The organism is Dictyobacter halimunensis (assembly GCF_036245075.1).
Window position 1 is genome coordinate 410,000 of record NZ_BSRI01000001.1, and the last position, 19,492, is coordinate 429,491.

The following is a 19,492-nucleotide window of genomic DNA, read 5'->3' on the forward strand; positions in this document are numbered from 1 at the left end:
GTTCACGCGCAAAGAGGAGTATGCTGGAACGCCGAGAGGAACGACTGGCATGGGCAATGCTGGCACCGGTCCTGATCGCGCTGCTGGCGATGGGCGTCTATCCAGCGGTAAGCACCATCTGGTACTCGTTCCACAAAGGCGGCTCATTCGGCCTGGGTATGTCGCTGGCCGGCCTGGATGGTTATGTGCGCCTGGCCCATGATGCTCAGTTCTGGGGCGCCCTGAGATTCTCGCTGCTCTTCAGCTTGATTACGGTGGCGGGGCAAATGATCTTTGGTACGGCGCTGGCGCTATTCGCGAATATGAAGTTTCGTGGTCGTTGGCTGGTGCGTACGGCGATCCTGCTGCCATGGGCCATTCCAACTGCGACCAATTCAGTCATCTGGGCCTATATCTTTAATGATCAATATGGGCTGGTAAACAGTCTGTTGCTGCGGCTCCATATCATCGATCACGCACACCTGATCAACTGGCTCGGCTCGGCTCCGCTGGCGGTCACCCTGATCTACATACTGGCGATATGGAAGGCCAATTCACTGGTAGCACTGCTGGTGCTGGCCGGTCTGCAGGCCGTTCCGGAGGAGACAATCGAGGCGGCACGCGTAGATGGTGCATCCTCCTGGCAGGCGCTATGGCGCATCACACTGCCATTAGTACGTCCGACCCTGGTGGTAACGCTAGTACTGCGCACCATCGAGTCGCTGCAGGCTTTTGACCTGATCAGCGCCTTTACCAACGGCGCGCCTGGCACCTCTACCCAGAACCTGGGACTCTACATCAACCTGCAGATTCAGCAATACGGCGATTTTCCCTATGGCTCGAATATCGCTATCGTGCTGATGCTGATTACCTTCGCCTTTATCATCGTCTACCTGCGTACCCTGTACCGTCCTGGTGTTAGCTAAATGTTGGGAGGATTGTAACCTATGGCACAGACACTACAAGCAGAGCACCAGCGGCAGGAGCAACCCGGTCCGGTGAGAATAAAGCCGCCGCGCAGACCTCTGTTCTTTCTGACTAGTACGATCATTTATATCGTCTCCGCACTCATCCTGCTGATCCAGTTCTTTCCCATGCTCTGGGCACTGGCTACCTCTTTGATGACGCCTCAGGAGACTACAGCGGTCCCGGCACCGCTGCTGCCAGCGCATCCGACGTTCAGCAGCTATGTAGAGGCTCTGCAGGGCGAGATCGGCCGCTATTACGTCAATAGCCTGATTACGGCCAGTGTTTCGATGATCATCACAATGGTGCTGGCGACGCTGGCGGCCTATGCCTTTGCGCGGCTGCGCTTTCGCTGGAAGGGGATTATTCTGTTAGTGGTGCTCTTCTTCTCACTCTTCCCTCCACTGGTCCAGGTTATTCCCATTTACCAGGTTCTGCACAGCCTGCATCTGTTGAATACGCTGCCGGGCCTGATCCTTCCCTATTCTGTCTTTGGCCTGCCGCTGGCGGTGTTGATCCTGATGGCCTTCTTCCAGGACGTGCCAGTCGAGCTTGAGGAGGCCGCCATAGTCGATGGCCTGTCGCGCTTTCGGGCATTTATCCAGATCATCTTGCCCGTGACCGTCCCAGGACTGTTCGCGACCGCCATCATTGTCTTTGTCGGCAATTGGAATGAATACCTTTTCGCTCTCAACTATACCAGCACCAAAACGTATACGCTGCCAGTCGGCATCGTGACCATCAGCCAGACCGAGTTTACGACCAACTTCGCCATTCTCTCGGCAGCCACGGTCTTATCGGTAATCCCACTGGTCATCCTGATCATGTTGCTAGAACGACGCGTGGTCTCCGGCCTGACTGCAGGCGCGCTCAAAGGTTAATATGTCTTGTCATTCTTAGATTTTTTGTTAGTGGGAGAAACATATGCAGCTTCCTGCTCAGTTGATTCAACGTCTATTGCAGACTGATGGCAAGTTTGCCCGCCAGCTTGGCACGGTTACCGCGCTTGAGGGGGGGTTTCAGGCTACGTTGGGTACGATTCCGTTTCGCAATCTAGGCGATGATCTGCGCCCCATCATTCTGAGCAATGAGTCGTTGTCAGATCAGATCACGTCTACCAATGTGCCCAATCGACCACCAGATATCTTGCCATTCGAGAAGCATATTGAGGAGGATCTGGCCCTGCGTGTCGAAGTCATCTCACCATCCTGCGTGCGCCTGCGTCTCGGGCCTCCTACGCAGTTGGAGCAACCAAGAGACTTCACAATGCTACAACCTGACAGCGTTGCGTCTGCGCCGCTCTCCTCACTACCCGTGATAGAGGAGAAGGCAGAGACGGTCGTCATCACACTGGAAGGTTTGCGCTTCAGATTGCAGCACGATCCGTTCGCCTTCTCTATCACGCAGCAGGACAGCCGCTATAGCTGGTCAACAGCCACCGATGATCGGGATGTACATGGTCTGCTGTGTACTCCTCCTCCCGGCATCGCTACCACCTCTGCTGAGGAGAAGCCAGAGGCGTACTGGACGTGGAGTCTGGCCCCCGATGAGCATCTCTATGGCCTGGGAGAGCGCTTCAACGGCTTCGATCAGCGCGGTCGCAGCCTGACGCTGTGGACGCAGGATGCCTGGGGTACAACCACGGATGCGGCATACAAAAATATCCCCTTCTTGCTCTCCTCTGAGCACTATGGACTCTTCTTCCACACACCCACAGCGGTCCAGGTGCGCCTGGGCACTACATCGGGCCGATCTGCCCGCGTCCAGGTCAGCGAAGAGGTGCTGGACCTGTACGTGATCTTTGGCGAGACTCCCAAATCTATCCTGGCCGGATATACCATGCTGACAGGACGGGCCACGATGATTCCACGCTGGGCCTTCGGCGTCTGGCTCTCTCGTTGCCGCTACCAGAATCGGGCGGAGGTCGAAGAGGTCGCCAGGCGCCTGCGCGAAGAAGAGATTCCCTGCGATGTGCTCCACCTCGATCCGGCCTGGCTCGAGCGTCCCAATCTCTCGTGCGACTTTGTGCCCAGCGACGAGAACTTTCCTGATCTGCCCGAGATGATTCGGCAGCTCGATCAGCAGGGCTTCAAGATCTCGCTGTGGGAACTGCCCTATGTCTCGTCGCATGCCCGACGATTTCAGGAGGCGAAGGATGCGGGCTACTTCTTGAAAGGTGCTGATGGCGAGCCGATCAGCGGCGATTTCGGATCACCGCCCGCCGATGGCAATATCCGCGCCATCCTCGACTTCACCAATCCGGCCGCCCGCTCATGGTGGCAGGACCTGCATCGTCCCCTGCTACAGGCGGGCGTCGCCTGCTTTAAGACCGACTTTGGTGAGGCGGTTCCGCGCGAGGCCATAGCTTACAACGGTATGGATGGCGCGACCCTGCACAATCTCTATCCTTTGCTCTACAATGAGGCAGTCCACGAGGTCATCCTGGAAGAGAACAGCCAGCCGGGCATGATCTGGGGGCGCTCGGGCTGGGCGGGCATTCAGCGCCATCCGGCCCAGTGGGGCGGCGATCCCAAAACCGATGTCTGGTCGATGCGTACCACCCTGCGTGGCGGACTGAGCTACGCGCTCAGCGCGCCCGGCATCTGGTCCCATGACATCGGCGGCTTCTATGGTCCCTCGCCATCACCCGAGCTTTACATGCGCTGGACGCAGTTCGGCATGCTCTCTCCCCTTACGCGCGCCCACGGTACCACGCCTCGCGAGCCCTGGGAGTTCGGCGCAGAGGCGTTGGAAAATTTCAAGCGCTACGCACGTTTACGTATACGTCTCAATCCCTATCTCTACAGCCTGGGCTGGCAAACGCATAAAGAGGGGCTGCCGATGCTGCGTCCACTACTGCTTGAGTTCCCCGATGATCCCGGCACAGCACTGATTGATGATAGCTATATGCTCGGCGATAGTCTGCTGGTCGCGCCCATCTTCAGCGAAGATAGGGAACCGGTCGCGCGCCACCTCTACCTGCCGCAGGGTGAATGGATCGACTTCTGGACCGACGAACGCCTCACCGGCGGCCGCTACATCACGCGTCAGGCGCCGCTGGATACCATTCCGCTCTATGTCAAAGCGGGTAGCATTCTCCCACTGGGACCCGAGCTGCAGTTTATCGGCTCAAGCGTTCCCAGTGATATTACCCTCGAGGTGTATCCAGGAACCGGAACAACGACTTCTATCGTCTGGGACCACCAGGGAAACGCCACCATTTTGGAATTAAGCCAGATCACTGATCAGCAATGGCAACTCGCCATCGATGGACAGCGTCCCTGCAATTGGACAATCCGCTGGCACATCAATGGTAGCATAAGCGAGACCCGGCTCGTCTACAGCGCCAGCGCAACGGTCTCACCAGAATAACCATAAACATGGCTGCGATGCCTTTGGAGCCTGGGAATGGAACCTTCCACGAAAATGTTTCCAACAGTAAACATTTTCGTGGAAGAGAGATTAGGAGAGATCATGAGCAAGCAACCAGAGGTCACCAACAATACAGCCGAGCAGCGCTACGAAATACATCTCGACGATCAGTTAGCGGTACTCACTTATGAGCGCGACGGACAGCGCATCGTCTACCAGCACACCGAGGTCCCCTCCGAACTCGAACATCACGGCCTCGGCAGCAGCCTGGCCCATACTGCTCTGGAAGACGCCCGCACCGAGCATCTAACCGTCATCCCATCCTGTCCATTCGTCGACAACTACATCCAACAACACCCTGAATACCAATCCCTGGTCGACAAGACAAACCAATAACCTCCGCCACAAGGAAAGAGCAAACGTCGTGGATGCTGCAGCATCCACGACGTTTGCTCTTTCCTTGTGGCTTTTGCTTTTTACGACTCTCCGTGGCTAGTAAGCGGCTTTACCGTAGAGGTAGCCACCCTGAAAGTCAAGCCCTACGTATGGTTCATCACCCACCACCCAGGCATCGTGGCCAGGGGGCAGTAGTTGCGCGTCTCCTGGCCCGATTTCGCTTTCGGTTCCATCGTCCATTCTTACATGGAGACGACCAGAGAGGCCGTAGTTGAAATGCGGTACGTCGCAGCTATTGGTGCCAACGGTCGGTTTGACGTGCTCTGACCAGCGCCATCCTGGCTCAAAGGTCAATTTCATAAGGGAAAGCTCGCCAACGTTAATCACTTCTATTTTCGTTTTGGGCAAGGTTCTGACTTCATCTGGCGTGTTGAGACTTTTTGTCTGCATGTTGGCCATGGTCTTCCTCTTTTCTGTAAACGCTTGAGGCAACCCACAACAGTCAGATTTCTACCTAACTAGCTTACCATGCCAGGTAATACATGTACACGTCATCAGATTATATTGTTGCCTGCTCTAGCAATCCATTCAATCGCAGTTAGCATATAGACTTTGCAGGCGTTCCACCAGAGTGTTTCTGGTCTCTTCAGGCAGGAAAGAGGACCGCAATGCGTGGAGGTTGCATTGCAGGAAATGTTCTTTACCCCACTGAAAATGCTGGTGAAGATGCTCATACTCCTGCTTGAGGGTGACCGGGGTAATCGTGCGATTATCTGTATTGACGCTCATTGACACGCCATGCTGATAGAGCCGATTAATGGGGTGATCGATATAGGTATCATACATGTTGGTCTGGAGGTTGGAGGCGGGACAGAGCTCAAGATGGATCTGTTCCTCGCGTAGCTTTTCAATCAGGGCTGGGTCCTCGATACTTCTGGCTCCATGGCCGATACGTGTCGGCTGCAGATATTCCAGCGTTTCCCAGACGCTCTCGGCCCCCCTGGCCTCGCCAGCGTGCGCAGTGCGAAAGATGCCCTGATCGGCCGCGTATTCAAAGGCTGCGATATGTTCGTCCAGTGGATAGCCGGCCTCGTCGCCCGCTATATCCAGCCCGACCACATTGGTGCCTTGAAACTGCTCGACCAGGCGTACGGTATGCATGCTTTCATCGGCGTCAAAATGGCGCAGGGTACATAGGATGAGCCGGGCTTCCACACCAGTGGTGGAGATCGCGTTGGTGAGCGCCTCGTTGACGACTTCCACGACCTCTTCGGGTGACATACCTTGCTGGGTATGCAGTAGAGGCGCGAAACGAAGTTCCGCGTAGAGAACATTGTCGCGCTTGAGCTGACCCATTACGTCATCAACGACCATGCGTAAGTGCTCTGGAGTCTGCATGAGCGCAATTCCCCTGAAGGTGCGACCTAGAAAATCCACCAGATTGGTGCACTTTACCGGCCCGGTAAAGTCGCGGTGATAGATTTCTTCGGTGACGGTGGGATCAATGGCGTGCACAACCTTGTAGCTCAATGAGCAGTCCAGGTGATGGTGAAGTTCAACTTTCGGGTAGGCCTGTATATTCATCCTGCGTAATTCCTTGCAATACAATTTTTATTTATCTGCGATGGTTGTTGTTGAGCCTCGCACTACCAGCGATAGAGGTAGCGAGTCAAAATAGGGAGCCTGTTTCTTTTCCAATACGCTCAGAAGCAAGGCGATCGTCTGCTCACCCAGTGTTTGTGTAGGGATCGCAACCGTGGTCAGTGGCGGCACAAGAATGCGGCTCACCAGGCTATCATCAAAACCAGTTACCGACACATCTGCCGGAATGGTGAGATGCAATGTATGAGCCGCCTGGTAAACACCAGCCGCTAACATATCGCTATCACACACGATGGCGGTAGGCGCATCCTTCAGCGTAAGCAACTGATACGCCGCCTGGTAAGAGGACTCCAACGTAAAGGCCGATCGTACCTGGTAGTCGTCCCGGTAGGGAATCTTGTGCTGCTGAAGCTGTTCTCGATAGACGCGATGACGCAGCAGAAACGTTTCATCATCAGGCGCGGCCGCCAGGTGAGCAATGCGTGTATGCCCCAGTTGGATAAGGTGCTGCATCATATCTGACATCCCATGTGCGATATTGAGCAGAAGAGAGGGCATCTCATTCGTGAAGCCGTCAACAAGAATGGCTTTATCGCGCAACAGTTCTTGCAGAGGAGCGGTAGGTACGCGCATGGTATAGAGCACCCAACCCTCGACCGCGTACGTCGTGAAGGCTTTATTGATAAGCTGTTGCCAGTCCTGAATATCCTTGAGGGTAATCAAAATAACCGAGTAACCCTCTTTTCTGGCCGCGCACTCCGCGCCTTCAAACACAGCAGCGAAAAAAGGATTATTGACATCTGGCACCACCAGTGCGATCACCTGAGAGCGACCCGACCGCAATGTACGCGCCGCGCTATTAGGCGCGTATCCCAACTCTTTGGCCGCGCGCAGGATCGCCTCCTGGCTCTTCTTCCCCACGCGTCCAGCGGCCTTCCCTCCCAGCACAAGCGAGACAGCGGCCTGCGAAACTCCCGCCCGCCGCGCCACATCTATGCTGGTCGGCGCACCACGCGATCCACTATCAGTTGACTCTTCTCCCATAACACCCTTTCGCTTCCAATAAGTTATACGTATAACTTATTGGAAGTATAATAGAAACAACTGCTGCTGTCAAGTACGCAAAAGCTCTGTTTTAGGAAGGATTGAAAATTCAGTCGAGCATCAAACGCAGTTGATCTTGAGCTCTGTAGGCCATCACAAAGCAACCCCGACATCGATCGGTGCTGTCGGTCGATGTCGGGGTTGCGGGTTAAAGCCAATCGCCTTATCATTCAACCACGTTAGCGCACGAATTAGCGCTGATGAACTGAATGAGGCGCGTAGATGCGGAAATTGCCACTATCCTCTAACAGAGAAAGCATGTACAACATGCCGTCGTAGTAGCGCCACTGACCGCTGGGAATCGGCATATTCCATACCTCATCGACAAAGTTTTTGGACTGCTTATCCATCGCTGCCAGACCGGCAACGGAATTCATGGCCGCCAGTCCACCAGAATGGTCCTGGGAAAGTTCAGTGCCGGTGAGCGAGTACTGGTTACCATAGTGATACATATGATTGGTGGAGTCGTACGCCCCCTGACTGGCGAAGAAGTTTTGCAGCCGATTGCTCTGGTATACCTCCCAGGGATCGGTTGCGAACCACGAGTAATCCAGGGCAACGTTACTAGCCACACGCCAGGCATCGAAGCGAAAATCACCATGCCCACCCTGATTGACCGGCGTACCATCATAGTTCGAATAATCCGGCGCGAGACCGGTCTGTGCGTTGGTAGTCTTTTTGAAGTATTTTATACTGGTCGTCGCGGCGTCCGCCCAGAACCGATTGTCTTCGCTGGCCCAGAGTGCCCAGAGGCGATAAAAAGCCGGCAGGTGATAGGATGGATCGGTGTAGGTCGCGGCCGTTCCCGAAGGCACAAAGTCAACCTGCTTCTGCTGAAGATCAAACATATTCGTAGAGACGCCGACGTTGCCATGATGCAACATATTGTGCAGGATCGACTGTGCCTGCGCCTGATAATTATAGATACCAGTCCCATTGCCCCAACGTCCGGCGGCAAGGAACAGATCCATGGCAAACCACTGATCCCCATCCGAAGCGGGATTGGCATCGATCACGGTTCCGTCAGTCTTATTGTGCCAGGAAAAATATCCTTTATAATCGCCGCTGGTCTGATACATATACGTTTTGGCCCAGGTCCACAAACGATTGAACTCCTGCGGCTTATTCAGTTGGACCGCAATCATCATGCCATACGACATACCTTCTGTACGCACATCCTGGTTGCCAATGTCTTCTATATAAGCCATATTGGTTCCGACCGGATAGTAGACGCGCTGGGTATTGTTGTCGCCATAGAATAGCTGCATCCAGGCTGCATCCAGTTTGCTCTGAATATCCTTCTGACTATGGCCGTTTTCCGCGAAGAGGTTGCGATACTGCCTGGTGTAAAAAGCCCCTGCTGGGGCGGCTTTTGCTGAAGCGGAACTGGACGCATGCGCCTGCATAAAAGAATTTGTGGTTGACAGCACCGCTGCTATCAAGAGGAACCCTACCAGAGGGATCTTTTTTTTCCAGTATTTAGAGAATATCAACTGCTTCAATCGTCATCCCTGCCTTTCTTTTATCAGAGATCTCAATTGATCTCCTATCACACAGCACAGGCCCAATCCATAAAGCCTACTTGCGCCATCATACACTCTTACAGAATTACTACTGGTTATTTTCTGGCAAGCGCTTGCCATATTCTCTTCTGCATTTGTACCACGCAATATCGTTATTTGTCAACGTAATTGGAGGTTTTGTTATATGGTGAGCATTGATGGGCTTAAAAAGCGAATATAAATAAACAGTACAGTGAATAAAAAATAACGAACTACTGAATAGGAGATGACGGAAAATGCTGAAATACTCCTCACTCATTCTCTAAATGGCTATCGAAGCGAACTCAACATTTGGCCCGTACTAAAGATAGATTAAAAGTGCGCCTACTTCTCCATTTCAAATCTTTGTTTCTATCTGTCTAAAATCTATCATGAAAAGGAGCTCGATCGATTATGCCGCAGCAATCATCGTCTTCTCATGCTTCAGGCGAACAGGAAACAACGCGGGGACAACTGGGACCCTGGCTCTGCTGGGCTGTGGTGTTCGCCGATATCGGTACATCTATCTATTACGTTCCAGGCATTCTCTATAAGACAGTGAATGCACTGTCGGGCTTCTTTGTCTTCCTGACTATGGTCGTCTTTATTTTATTGACCTTTAAATATGTCGAGGTGACATATCGCTTTCCTCAGGGCGGCGGTGTGGTAACAGTGGCGGCCCGCGCGCTTAATCGCTGGTTTGGGGCGCTGGGAGGCATGTTTATTCTGGTCGACTATTTTCTCACGGCGGCGATCAGCTGTCTGTCAGGTGTACTCTACTTGAGCGTGGTCATGCCTGCACTCGGACCCCAGAATGTAGTCATCGGCTTTCCAATCACGGTCTGGATCACCCTGCTGTTCTTACTCTTGCTGGGCATCTTAAACTGGATCGGTGTGAGCGAGAGCGCGAAGGTCAGTATGGTCGGGGCCCTCATCGCCTTTCTCAGCGACGTCGCGATCCTGTTTACAGTCTTCACCCACCTTTCCTTGCCGCAGTTTCTAAGCCTCTTCTCGCAGATGTTCTCATCTCATCATATGACTCCGGTCACGCTGCTGATTGGATTCGCGGGGTCGTTCCTGGCATTTTCAGGACTGGAGAGTATTTCTCAGCTGTCCCCGGTGATGAAGCTTCCTCGCAGCAAGGTTGGGCGGAGCGCGTTGTTCCTGGTCGTTTTAACCATCGGCTTCACCAGTCCATTGCTCACCATGCTTTCGACCCTCCTGCTTCCTCAGGCGGCCGCCAATGATGTGCTCTCCAGCCAGATCATATCGTTACTGGCTGGCAAGTGGGGTGGTCCGGTTCTGCAGACCGAGGTAGCGATCAGTGCCGGTGCACTCCTGATCTTCGCCAGCAATACCGCCATTATCGGCTCCTACCATGTCTTCCTGGCGCTCTCAAAGATGGAGTTCTTTCCACAGTGGCTGCTGCAACGCAATCGACTGCGTGGAACGCCCCACTTTTCCATCGGGCTGTCCACGCTGGTGCCGATCGCCGTTTTGCTGGCGGTACACGGCAATATCGGGATACTGGGAGATATGTATGCCTTCGGATTGCTGGGGGCCTTCTCTCTGACCTGCCTCAGCATGGATATCGTACGCTGGCGGGCGCGCAAAATCCGCGCCCGACTACGCCCAAAGATCAATAATACCCATGAGCTGGAACAGGCAGTGGCACAGGAAGAAGATGCGCAGGAAAATGAGCAGCAGGTAAGTACTCCGCAGTCAAGCCTTAAAGATATCCAGCCAGAAGATAATGCGGAACAGAAAAGACAACCAGTGCCATCACAGCAACCAGAGATTGAGGGTCCCTGGACGCGTTCAACGCCCAATTTTGTGCTGGGCATTCTGACCACCTGTCTCGTTCTGCTGGCATGGGGTACCAACCTGGTAGCCAAGCCGCTGGCCACGGCGTTCGGTGGCTCAGTCGCGCTATTGGGTATGGCGATTGCCTACTTCAACTATCGCCGCGAAAAGAAGAAAGGCCGGGTCGCCGTGCTAACGACGGGCGTCGAAAAAGACTTCCCGGCACAGGTATTGGCTGTACTGACACCAGATGATCCGGCCAACGAAGCCATCATCGACGCGGCCCTGGCGCCCGATGGCCGAAAGCCCGTTGTTTTTCTCTATCTGGGCACCCAACAAGACGAGGAGCATATCGAGCCATACCGGCTGATAGAGTCCCACATCAATGATATACAGGCCAAAGATATATTGGGACGTGTCAACGCACAGGCGGTCGAGCGCGACATCGATTGCCGCTTCGTCTATCGACGCCAGGGAGAGCAGGCGATCGCCGAGGTCTGGCAGTCCGTCCATCCAAAGGATACGATCATGTCGCCGGAACAGGCCGCCCGGCTGGGCAAGCAGGAAGCATCCCTGGTGCCCGCTGGATCAGTCGCCGATCAGGACCTGGTGGTGCATCTATCATCACTTTAGGATTTGGTCTCGCGTATCAGAGCAATGCCCGATAGCGCTCATGCAGCAGTTGTTCGGCACCGTCGCCTAATTGTTGAACGACAACGGCGGCGGCCTGCTGCTGCTTCACCAATCCTACGGCCTCTCCGGCATAAATATAGGCCAGGTCGTAATCTTTTTCTTTGATAGCCCGCGCCAGCTGCTGACGTGCTGCATCATTGGTTTTCAAAGCTTCAATATCCCCATGCCATTGATCAGTATAGTGGTTGCGCAAGGCTCGTCCGGGATATTGTGGCGGCCAGCTTAATCCCTGGGCCACGTCAAAAACACGCGTCAGAACGGTATCGGTTTCCCGAGACCCGACGATACGCTCGCGAACCTGCTCGGTGTTCTCGCATTCAGGAGACGCCAGCAGACAGGTACCAACCCAGACGCCCGCCGCCCCGGCGGCCAGAGCGGCCGCCACGCCACGGGCGGTGGCGATACCGCCCGCCGCCACCACCGGAACTTGAACGGCATCCAGCACAGCCTGCAGCAGAGGGAGCGTCCCAACGTCTCCGGTATGACCACCAGCCTCGGTTCCCTGCGCCACAATCAGATCAACACCTATGCGAGCGGCCTCGATAGCCTCCTCCCGCGAATGAACCTGTGTGGCCAGGTAAATGCCGTGCTGATGAAGCAGTTCCGCATACGGCTCAGGTGAGCCGAACGAGATGGATATCAAGAAGGGCCGTGCCTGGATAGCGGCCTGCAACAATTCAGGTCGCTTCTCAATCGCCCAGGCCATCAGACCAAAGCCAAAGCGCTGCTGATCAGTGCCACGAACAATAGCAGCCTCGCGCTCAAAGAACTCCGCCGGTTCATTGCTGCCAATTCCAATCATTCCCAGACCACCTGCTTCAGAGACCGCCCGCGCCAGGCGACCACGTCCAGCATAGGCCATTGGAGCCCCAATAATCGGATAGCGCAAATTCCAGACACTCGTAAGATGTGTGCGTAGCATATTACCTCCCTCATCAGATGCATTATATGGTTATCACGACTCGCATCGGTTTCTGCACTGATCACAAACCATATAGACACTTGCATTATTTACACTATACCCCTCATCAGATGCTACCTGTAACATATTCTTGCGCTGCCAGACCATATTCTTGCGCATTTAACGGTGCGCAATCAGGCCCGACTGTTTCCCTCTCCTGAATGTGTCTGACCCTCTTGATCATCGCCTGCGGCTTGCATGAGCTTTCGTGCCTGCGTGGCTCACATGTCCGTTTTTGATTGGTGCATCGGGTGCACATATGCACACCCGATACACCAATCAAAAAAATAGCGCGTCCGCTACGCGGACGCGCGTGTGAGAGCACTCACCCTGGTTTAATTTAAACGGCGGCAAAATCCTCGGTAAGCCAGACGAGGTTATGGGCACTATCAACAATAACATCGACACCAACCATTTTACAGCTGGTCGAGAGGATGTTTTTACGGTGCCCGTCATCAGGTGGCCGCTCCGCAAACATCGACTGGTTTAATCCCACAGCCGCGTTGGTTGGATCACTATAGCTGCTGTAGCCAATATTCTCAGCTGCGGCAATCCAGTTGACACCCGCCTGCTTCTCACGGTCACCAAAATAAGCTTCGCCCGGCAATTGATGTGAGAGTTGATTGACGGCCGCCATGGCCAGATTATGCTGATGGGCGCTCTGAACCAGCTGCGAGCTCCAGGTCAATGGCGATAATCCTGCTCCCGCGCGCTCCTGGTTGATCAAGTTAAATACGGCCTGCGCGGCTGCAGGAATAGAGGATCCGTTTCCAGCAACTTGAACTGCCGGCTGCATGGGCTGTGATGGTTGCATCGTTGGTTGCACCGACTGCGCTGGTTGCATCGTTGGTTGCACCGACTGCGCTGGTTGCATCGTTGGTTGCACCGACTGCGCTGGTGGCTGAGTCGGCTGAACTGCGGGCGTGGTAGGCACAACAGCCGGAACAGCTGGCTGCGGCACAGTAGGTTTAGCCTGCGGCTGCTGCGGCGCCACTTTAGGACGTGGAGTAGGCTTTGGTGACAGCGTGACATTGACCTGGGTAGGAGTGCTTCCAGCTTTAACAGCATTGCCCCCGGCAATATTCTTGGAATGTGCTGCACTACCAGCATTGTCTGTTCCCTGAGCATTCGTGGATGAAGTCGGGTTTCCACAACCGGCCAGCAGAACTAAAAATAAAGCCGCACCAATAATCCATTTCAAACTATGTGATTTCATTACTACGCAATACGATCCTTCCAAAAAATAATGAACTGCCATGACTGACATTGTTCTATTACTGTTTATTGCTTGCCATCTAGTGTAAGAATACAGTAATAAATGTCTACATGTACAATCCTGTACAGGGATCTGGTACTTTCTTATTATAAAAATAAATGAAAATTAACCAGTCTAAAAGGTTCTAACTCTTTATGGCGCCGAAAGCGGCGTCTGCACGTTTTTTTGCGCCATAAAGAGTTAGAACCTTTTTTTAGTACTATTTTTCCACACAAATAGGGTGACTTTTGGATATACTATGAACATGAGCTATCAAATCCTACTGTACTATAAATATGTTGAGGTGGCTGATCCTCAGGCGGTCAAGCTATGGCAGAAAACGCTCTGCCAGTTGCTGGGTCTGAAGGGGCGCATCATTATTGCCCCGGAAGGAATCAACGGGACCGTGGAAGGGACCGTTGAGGCAACCCGCCAGTATATGCGGGCCATGAAAGAATACCCGGCCTTCAGCGAAATTACGTATAAAATCAGCGAGGGCACAGGTGATGCCATGCCACGCCTGTCGGTGAAGGTTCGTAAAGATATTATCAGCGACAGTGTAGCCCACTGGGGTGTCAATCCCAGCCAGAAAACTGGCAAGTATCTGACAGCCGATGAGCTACATACATGGTATGAAAGCGGGAAAAAATTCTACCTGGTGGATCTGCGCAACGATTACGAGCATCAAAGTGGTCACTTCGACAACGCCATCTTACCGGCCATGGAGAACTTCCGCGATCTGCCTAAAATCATTCCAGAGCTCCAGCAACTCACGGATGCTCCCATGGTCACAGTCTGCACAGGAGGGGTGCGCTGTGAAAAGGCAACTGGATTTTTAATGAACAATGGGCTGCAGGATGTCTACCAGTTGCAGGACGGCATTGTGACCTATATGGAGAAATACCCCAATCAGCATTTCAAGGGCAAACTGTATGTGTTTGACAATCGTATCCTGATGGGATTTCACACTGACGCGCCAGAACATGAAATGGTGGGGCACTGTATCATATGCCAGAAACCATCAGAACACTATGTCAACTGCACCAACGATGACTGCCACCGCCACCTCATTTGCTGCGAAGATTGCCTGGCAAGCTATACCGCATTTACCTGCCCTCAAGGCTGCCGTGCCTGACAACTCGCAAACAAGCCTCTTCTTCTCCTCAAGGCAACAAGATCTCTCAGGAGCAGCTTAAGCAAATATATAGGATGCCAGCACTCCTGAGAGACCTTGTGAAGAGGCTAGCTGTACTCTTGTCGTCTACTCGATCGTGTCTGTTCTAGCCAACATATAATTGGACAATCGTTGTGCGCTCATCCAGTGCGTTACGGAGGTCCATTGTCAGGCCGATATTACATAGTAGTTATTCAGAATACGATGAAGGAGACACAAGCTGATGCGTGTTGTTGTAGATTTAAATCGCTGCCAGGGATATGCTCAATGTTGCTTTCTGGCCCCGGAATCCTTCAAGCTGGTCGGTGAAGAAGCCTTGATGTATGATCCAGGTCCCAATGATGATCAGATGAGAAAGATAGAGCGAGCCGCCGCCGCCTGTCCGGTGCAGGCGATACGCTTCGAGCGCACGTCTCCTCACCCTGCTCAACCAGATCGTCCAATGTCACAGAAGCAAGGGGGACAGAATGGTTAGCAGAGAGGAACTCAAAACAAACTTCAAGAAGAACGGCCGCATAGCGATTGTGGGCGCGTCTCTGGCTGGTTTGCGCGCGGCCGAAACGCTACGCAGGGAAGGCTTTGAAGGCAAGCTAACGGTCATCGGCGACGAGCCTTATGAACCATATGACCGACCGCCATTGTCCAAACAGGTTCTCAGCGGCTGGGTAAAGGCGGATCATACCACCCTGCCTCGCCTGCATAATCTGGATGATGTGGAATGGAAGCTGGGAGTAGCCGCGACTGGTCTGGATATACGCAACCGGCAGGTGAAGCTGGCCGATGGTCAGTCCGTTGACTTCCATCGCCTGTTAATCGCCACCGGCGTCCGTGCCCGTCCCTGGCCCAAAAAAGAGGAAGCGGCCCTGGATGGCGTGTTTGTCGTACGCACCTGCGATGATGCACAACGGCTACAAGAGCGTCTGGATAGCAAACCGCGCCATGTGCTGGTGATTGGGGCGGGCTTCACCGGTTCAGAGATAGCCTCCGTTTGCCGCGATCGCGGCCTGACAGTCACCGTTACCGAACGTAGTGAAGCACCCTTGATCGGCGCCCTCGGCGCCACCATTGGTTCCATAGCAGGAGAGCTACAACGTCAACATGGGGTAGATCTACGCTGCAATACCACTGTCATAGCGCTTGAAGGTGACGCTCAGGGACGCTTGCGACGGGCCCGACTCTCCGATGGCACCACCTTAGACGTGGATACTGCGGTAGTAGCCCTGGGCTCGATTCGCAATACCGAGTGGTTACGCGGCTCGGGTTTGGCGGCAGGACAACTAGGGGTCGCGTGCGACGCGGGTTGCCGTGCCTTTGATCTCAATGGCATCGTGACCGATGATATCTTTGTAGCCGGTGACGTGGCTCGCTTTCCACATCCCCTCTACGGGTATCAATTGATCGCGCTTGAACACTGGGGCAATGCCCTCAATCAGGCCGAGGTGGCGGCACATAATATGGTCAACAATGAAGCGGATCGTCGACCCCATATCTCGGTGTCCGCGTTCTGGTCGATCCAGTTTGGCGTCAATATCAAATCCGTTGGCCTACCACCCTTTGCTACGGATGTCGCTATCATGCAGGGTTCGGTTGAACAGCATCGCTTCGTGGCCGCCTATGGCTACAAAGGGCGTACCGTCGCCGCGGTCAGCGTTGATCACGGGCGCTGGCTACCCTATTATGAAAAGCAGATCGCCTCGGCCGCCCCATTCCCACCATCCGCACCGGCCTACGATAATCCAGCGCCTATACATGTAATGCCGGCCAATTTCCCGCGTAGCGGTGTACCTAGCACAACGCCAACCATTGCTTTGACTGGACACGTACCAGGCGAGCTCCGGGCAACATACCTTGAGCCCTCCCCGATGACACCTGAAAAGGCCGTCACCGAAAGTCCAGCCGAGCACAAAGTATAAGGGGTACCATTATGGTTGAAAGAACCTTGTTCCAGCAGGTTAACGACTATAAGAATAGAGCCAATCCTTATCCATTGTACGCGGAAATGCGCAAGACGCCGATTGCCCGTGAGCCGGATGGCAGCTATGTCGTTAGCAGCTATCACCTGATCACTTCTCTGCTGCACGATCCGCGCCTGAGTTCGGATGCGCGCAACTTCCCAGCTGGCAGTAGGCAAGCGCAGCTAGCGGCAGCCGGAAAGTTCCCGATCCCGTTTATCCGCCTGGATCCACCTGATCATGATCGCCTGCGTCGCATGGTGACACGGCAGTTTGGTCCACCACACGCGGCGGGTTTGGTTGATTCGATGCGCCAGGAACTGGCGGATGTTGTGGAAGACCTGCTGGATCGTGTTCGGGGCCACCATCAGATCGATATCGTCGACGACTTCGCATATCCTTTTCCGGTGACCGTCATTTGCCGTTTGCTGGGTGTTCCAGCGGAAGATGAGCAACTCTTCCATGCCTGGGCGGATGCGCTGGTGGAATCGCTTGATCCAGAGGTAGGGCAGGAGGCGGCGGCGCAGGGTCGCCAAAGGGCGTTGGCAGCCCGTAGCGAGTTGAATCAGTATATGAGCAAGCTCATCTCTGCGCGCCAGCAGCAACCTGGAGACGATATGCTCTCCAGACTCGCCACTGATAATGGTCCCGATGGGCGCCTGACGAGCGGTGATCTGGTAAGTACATCGGGACTGTTGTTGATCGCCGGCCATGAGACCACAGTCAATCTGATCACCAATGGGATGCTGACCTTGCTGCGCCACCCGGAGGTACTGGAACGCCTGCGTCACGATCCCGAACTGGCTATTCCGCTTGTCGAGGAATTGTTGCGCTTTGAGCCACCGGTCCAATTCAACTCGCAACGTGTGACCACCGCGGATATCCAGATCGATGGCCAGACCATCCCGAAAGGGACGCAGGTCTACCTGATGCTGGCTGCCGCCAACCGCGATCCCGAACAATTTGCTGATTCCGAGCAATTCATTCCGGATCGTCAGAACAATGAGCACCTGGGATTTGGCAGTGGCATCCACTACTGCTTCGGAGCTCCGCTAGCCCGCCTGGAGGTTCAGCTCGCCTTGAACACCCTGGCCCAACGCCTGATCAATCCGCGCCTTGTCATCGATCCCCCACCTTATCGTCCCGGCGCTGTCCTGCGTGGACCCCGCCATCTGCTTGTCCAGATCGATGGCGTGGCCCCCAGGCAACAAACGAATAAGAGCGGGATCATGGCGCGACCATGATCCCACTCTTATTCGTCTGCTAACTTGTCTTAGGATCGGTGGATAATATCAATGGCTTGTGAGGCGTCTGCTTGAAATCAAAATCATTGACGAGGTTACCTAGAATGCTGGCATTTTCGCGCACATCTGGCCGTGGATCAGGCCGTCCATCGGTCTTTGGATCAAGGCGCGATCCATTCAGGAAGTCATCCTCAATAAATTTAAGGTAGGCGTCAAAGCTCAGGGTCTGATGATCGATATACCCCTGGCGCGCATAGGCGCTGATCACCAATCCAGGCACCCGTAATCCATAACCGTTTTGATCGACCGTCGGTGGAGTGACGTGATCGTAGAAGCCGCCCCAATCATCCCAGGCCAGAAAAATGGCGGTGCTATCCCAATCAGGACCGTTCATGACGGCATTAACCAGCTGGGTAACATAGGACTGACCGGCGCTGACCAGTGCTGGCGGATGTTCGCTGTTTTTGCCATTTGGCGTAATCCATGAGACGGCCGGCAGCGTTCCCTTCTGGGCAGCGCCATAGAAGTTGTTGAGTGATTGCACGTTCTGTAGCTGCCCATCCTGCTTGACGGTATCAAAATCGGGCAGGGGGTTCCAGATGCCTGGCGTCTTTGCGCCCTGTTTGACTTGCTGGCAGGAAGCGGCATCATCCTCGCAATCCGGCTCTGTTCCTGGCGCGACATAATATGCCCAGCCAACATTAGCTTTATGCAGCAGGTACGTCAGATCGGTCCAGGCGTAGTCCGCCGTATATTGATTGGCCTTCTTCAAAGGTACCGGTCCCTTGATGTTATTCGTACAACTGGATGGATTATCCGGCTTGCTACAAAACGCTGACCAGCCTGAAACCATGAACAGGTGCGCGGGCAGACTCCATGATGAATCTGGCTCAAACATATGGTCCTGTAGCACAAAGTTCTTTGCGTACGACCAGTAATTGGGGATCTCGCTGGCGGTGTGGTAACCCATCACATCGGTTTGTCCTCCGGCGCTACAGGCGGGATCGTCAGCATTGGCACAGCTGCCCTTACCCTTTTCAGCCTGGCCGACAAAACCATCCATCTTCCCTCCATTCACGTCCGCCGCCGCGTTGGCCTCACCATGCGGTCCGCCGCGATTGAGATCCTGGGTATCATGATATGGTTTGATACATTGATGCGTCTTTGGATCATTGACACACACGCTGGGGGCGCCGTTCTTCATCGGGATCCCATCCGCTCCAGGATAGGTGCCAAAGTACGAGTCAAATGAACGATTCTCCTGCATGATCACGATGACATGCTTGATTTTATGGATATCATTGGTAGCACTGCTGGTCGGCGTATTGGTGGTCGATGGCGTACTTGTCTGACTGCTGCTACAAGCCATCAATCCGGTGGCGATTATGAGGTAGATCAACCCCAGATGCCAGGCTCGACCCGAGATACTATACCCGCTCTTTCTTTCCAT

At 54.1% G+C, this 19,492-nt stretch carries 16 protein-coding genes; 9 read left to right on the forward strand and 7 right to left on the reverse strand.

The annotated features are described in order from the left end of the window. Positions 1-20: 20 nt before the first annotated feature. The 4 genes from AABA21_RS01755 (at position 21) to AABA21_RS01770 (ending at position 4,713) form a co-directional block, all read left to right on the forward strand. Complete coding sequence (locus tag AABA21_RS01755) at positions 21-905, forward strand: carbohydrate ABC transporter permease (RefSeq protein WP_338247200.1); 885 nt, start codon at positions 21-23, stop codon at positions 903-905. A gap of 21 nt (positions 906-926) precedes the next feature. Beyond that, positions 927-1,826 (forward strand): carbohydrate ABC transporter permease, encoded by a 900-nt coding sequence (locus tag AABA21_RS01760; protein ID WP_338247202.1) that lies wholly within the window; start codon positions 927-929, stop codon positions 1,824-1,826. A gap of 43 nt (positions 1,827-1,869) precedes the next feature. Then, positions 1,870-4,317 carry a TIM-barrel domain-containing protein gene (locus AABA21_RS01765; RefSeq protein ID WP_338247204.1) on the forward strand — a complete coding sequence of 816 codons (2,448 nt, stop codon included), beginning with the start codon at positions 1,870-1,872 and terminating at the stop codon, positions 4,315-4,317. A 102-nt stretch (positions 4,318-4,419) separates the two neighbouring features. Next, on the forward strand, positions 4,420-4,713 hold the full coding sequence (locus AABA21_RS01770) for a GNAT family N-acetyltransferase (protein ID WP_338247206.1): 294 nt from the start codon (positions 4,420-4,422) through the stop codon (positions 4,711-4,713). Positions 4,714-4,809: 96 nt separating this feature from the next. Here AABA21_RS01770 and AABA21_RS01775 read toward each other — a convergent pair whose 3' ends face one another. The 4 genes from AABA21_RS01775 to AABA21_RS01790 all read right to left on the reverse strand — a co-directional run bounded on the left by AABA21_RS01775 (position 4,810) and on the right by AABA21_RS01790 (position 8,921). Beyond that, on the reverse strand, positions 4,810-5,163 hold the full coding sequence (locus tag AABA21_RS01775) for a cupin domain-containing protein (RefSeq protein WP_338247208.1): 354 nt from the start codon (positions 5,161-5,163) through the stop codon (positions 4,810-4,812). Positions 5,164-5,301: 138 nt separating this feature from the next. Further along, the gene (add, locus tag AABA21_RS01780) at positions 5,302-6,297 is read right to left on the reverse strand and encodes an adenosine deaminase (RefSeq protein ID WP_338247211.1); all 996 of its coding nucleotides are present in this window, start codon (positions 6,295-6,297) and stop codon (positions 5,302-5,304) included. 27 nt (positions 6,298-6,324) lie between these two features. Beyond that, complete coding sequence (locus tag AABA21_RS01785; RefSeq protein WP_338247213.1) at positions 6,325-7,359, reverse strand: LacI family DNA-binding transcriptional regulator; 1,035 nt, start codon at positions 7,357-7,359, stop codon at positions 6,325-6,327. Positions 7,360-7,610: 251 nt separating this feature from the next. Further along, positions 7,611-8,921 carry a family 8 glycosyl hydrolase gene (locus AABA21_RS01790; protein ID WP_338247215.1) on the reverse strand — a complete coding sequence of 437 codons (1,311 nt, stop codon included), beginning with the start codon at positions 8,919-8,921 and terminating at the stop codon, positions 7,611-7,613. Positions 8,922-9,374: 453 nt separating this feature from the next. Here AABA21_RS01790 and AABA21_RS01795 point away from each other — a divergent pair, with 453 nt between their 5' ends. Next, a complete protein-coding gene (locus tag AABA21_RS01795) occupies positions 9,375-11,396 on the forward strand; it encodes an APC family permease (RefSeq protein ID WP_338247217.1) in 2,022 nt (673 codons plus the stop codon). Between the two features lie 16 nt (positions 11,397-11,412). Here the strand turns inward: AABA21_RS01795 and AABA21_RS01800 are convergent, their stop codons facing one another. Beyond that, the gene (locus AABA21_RS01800; protein WP_338247219.1) at positions 11,413-12,378 is read right to left on the reverse strand and encodes an NAD(P)H-dependent flavin oxidoreductase; all 966 of its coding nucleotides are present in this window, start codon (positions 12,376-12,378) and stop codon (positions 11,413-11,415) included. Between the two features lie 379 nt (positions 12,379-12,757). Beyond that, on the reverse strand, positions 12,758-13,633 hold the full coding sequence (locus AABA21_RS01805; RefSeq protein ID WP_338247221.1) for a CAP domain-containing protein: 876 nt from the start codon (positions 13,631-13,633) through the stop codon (positions 12,758-12,760). A gap of 304 nt (positions 13,634-13,937) precedes the next feature. Between AABA21_RS01805 and trhO the strand changes: the two genes are divergently transcribed. The 4 genes from trhO (at position 13,938) to AABA21_RS01825 (ending at position 18,042) form a co-directional block, all read left to right on the forward strand. Then, on the forward strand, positions 13,938-14,807 hold the full coding sequence (gene trhO / locus AABA21_RS01810) for an oxygen-dependent tRNA uridine(34) hydroxylase TrhO (RefSeq protein ID WP_338247224.1): 870 nt from the start codon (positions 13,938-13,940) through the stop codon (positions 14,805-14,807). Between the two features lie 262 nt (positions 14,808-15,069). Then, on the forward strand, positions 15,070-15,321 hold the full coding sequence (locus tag AABA21_RS01815; RefSeq protein ID WP_338247226.1) for a ferredoxin: 252 nt from the start codon (positions 15,070-15,072) through the stop codon (positions 15,319-15,321). Next, positions 15,314-16,759, forward strand: coding sequence for an NAD(P)/FAD-dependent oxidoreductase (locus tag AABA21_RS01820; RefSeq protein ID WP_338247227.1), 1,446 nt, complete (start codon positions 15,314-15,316; stop codon positions 16,757-16,759). The genes AABA21_RS01815 and AABA21_RS01820 overlap by 8 nt, the downstream gene beginning before the upstream one ends. A gap of 11 nt (positions 16,760-16,770) precedes the next feature. Then, positions 16,771-18,042: a cytochrome P450 gene (locus tag AABA21_RS01825; protein ID WP_338247229.1), complete on the forward strand. Its 1,272-nt coding sequence runs from the start codon at positions 16,771-16,773 to the stop codon at positions 18,040-18,042. Between the two features lie 19 nt (positions 18,043-18,061). Here the strand turns inward: AABA21_RS01825 and AABA21_RS01830 are convergent, their stop codons facing one another. Next, on the reverse strand, positions 18,062-19,492 hold the full coding sequence (locus AABA21_RS01830; RefSeq protein ID WP_338247230.1) for an alkaline phosphatase family protein: 1,431 nt from the start codon (positions 19,490-19,492) through the stop codon (positions 18,062-18,064).